The sequence below is a fragment of the Desulfobulbaceae bacterium genome (assembly GCA_015231515.1).
Lineage (GTDB): Bacteria > Desulfobacterota > Desulfobulbia > Desulfobulbales > VMSU01 > JADGBM01.
The window spans coordinates 1-2,232 of the sequence record JADGBM010000220.1; the positions used below are offsets into that span (position 1 = coordinate 1).

Annotated in this window: 3 protein-coding genes; all 3 read right to left on the minus strand. The window is 46.5% G+C overall.

Annotated elements, in window-relative coordinates:
- A partial coding sequence (locus tag HQK80_16505; protein MBF0223792.1) for a hypothetical protein occupies window positions 1-403 on the minus strand: 403 nt, incomplete at its 3' end.
- A gap of 263 nt (window positions 404-666) precedes the next feature.
- A complete protein-coding gene (locus HQK80_16510) occupies window positions 667-1,035 on the minus strand; it encodes a response regulator (GenBank protein ID MBF0223793.1) in 369 nt (122 codons plus the stop codon).
- A gap of 196 nt (window positions 1,036-1,231) precedes the next feature.
- Window positions 1,232-2,232: ATP-dependent Lon protease (locus tag HQK80_16515; protein MBF0223794.1), on the minus strand; the 1,001-nt coding region annotated here is incomplete at its 5' end.

Sequence of the window (2,232 nt, forward strand, 5' to 3'; positions counted from 1 at the left end):
TATTTTGTGCCCAAGGATACTTTGACTGATTTTGCTTGGCTGCGTGGTCAAACACATTGGCACAGCCAAAAATATTTTTACCGGTTTTGGGATTGATGAAATCATCAAGCACAACAAGAAGCTTACCATTGTTTTCAGGTTCAGGAATCATCTTCCACACTCTGTGCCAAAGCCTGCGCCAAGGAATCTTGGTTGAGGCCATGAAGGTATAATAACGCTTCTTCTTGACATCAAATCCAAACAAGACCGTAATCGCTCGGAGAAGGTTTGACGTCCTCGAAGATGTAAAAGGCAGAATGACAGCAAGCATTGTGTAGACAAACCACGGCCCCCGCTCTGCGCCTTTTTGCGAATGTGAAAATTCTTCTTTGAGTTCATTGAACAATGAGTGTAATGTGTGCATGCGAGGCTCCTTTTTTGGTTTCTTGTTTTTATACAACTACAATATACCATAATCGAGCCTCGTTTTCATTAATAACTTACTGTTTTCATTACATATTATAGGTTGGCCTGCAAAAAATCGTTAAAATTTTATCTAATGATTTCAACTACTTACAACGGACAAAAATTTTTTATCATTCAAGGCACCCGGGAAGTTGGTTCCTCTCAAAACTTCAATCAATTTTGTGCTTCCCGACATTTTAACTGCCGAAAAAATGGGAAACTTCAGTTTTTTAATGTCAAATGGGTTTTAATACGTGCCTGAACTTCGCTAATTTCAAATGGTTTTGTGATGAAATCGACAGCACCTTCCCGAAAAGCCCTACTGATATCAGTGGTTTGGCTTAATCCTGTTATGAATATGATTGGAATTTCTGCTGTTGCCGGCGACTCTTTGAGTTTTTTGCAGACCTCAAAGCCGTCCATCCCAGGCATATTGACATCGAGTAAGATTAGATCGGGATGGGAAGCGCTTATAGTCTTTAAAGCAGTAAAACCATCTTCAGCCAGGGCGGTCTCATATTCATCCAAGGCCCCTTTTAGAAGCGTGCGCCCAACAAGATCGTCATCGACTATCAGGATGGAATTTGTCACTGCCGGGGGATCCACAAAGTGTCGGGATTGATTGGTGTGTACATCGTATCTGTAATGTTCTTGGGTATTTGGAATTAAAGTTATAGTGCCAGTTCCTGATTTTTTTTAATGACCTGCAGACCAGTTTATAATGCTACAAGGTAGCATGTCAAGCACTGTTACATCGGAATGATTTGCCAGGTTACCTATACCTTTTCTATCCCACTCCCAACGCTTTAAAGACAGCATCAACCGGATCGGCGTAGAAGCTGGTCTGGAACTTGGCGAACAGCTCCCCCGGAATACTTGGGATGTCGCTCACGCTGCTCATGGGGATGAGGATCCGCTTGGCGCCTGAGTCAAAAGCGACCTGCAGGGTTGCGGCCAGGTTTTCAACGGGAACCACGCTGCCGCCCAGGCTCATATCGCCAAGAACAACAATCTGGCTTTGAACAGGTTTACCTAAGAGGCCGGAGCATAACGCCACAAAGCTCGGCAGAGTTATGACTTCCGCCGGGCCGGAGTTGTGCAGTTCGACAATGTGGAGATGGAAATCATGGCTTCCAGCCTTTGTGGATGCGCTCACCCTGCCCATATTGGCTTTAAAGTAATCGTAGGCGATTTTGATTTTTTCCTTGGTCCTCGCGCTTGTGCCGACCCCGGAAATTGAGAGCTTGCCATTCCCCGGGGTAACTTGTATCTCCAAACGGTACAACCCGAGTAAACCACTTGCCCCCAGGGCGACCGTGTGCAGCGTTCCAGGGTTTTGCGGGCCGTCAGGTATCAGCTTATCACCGCCCTGCTCCTTAACGCTGACAAATTTTTCTTCCATCGTTTCATTGTCGATGTAGGAAAAGTGGACATCATAGAACTCCATGCCGCCGATTTTTTTTAATTGCTCCTTGACCCTGCGCCGGGTTTGCAGCGCATATTTCAGACATTTTTCGACAGCGGTCTTGTCATAATCCCCGTGAGGGTAGAGCAGCTTCAGCAACCCGGAAACCGTCCTTCTCACCCCGATCACATCCCGCTGGTTCAGGTTGTTGCCGAGCTTAAACCAGGTATCGATGGCATCGGAGAAATTCCTCTTCCGCATCTCACGCAGGAACTCGGCAAGATAGTCCACGATAAAACCGTACTGGTTGGTCAGGAACTCCGGGCGCATCTTCGGAATTTCCCAGCCGGGAAGGTAGACATGCATCCGGTCAAAGAAGGCGG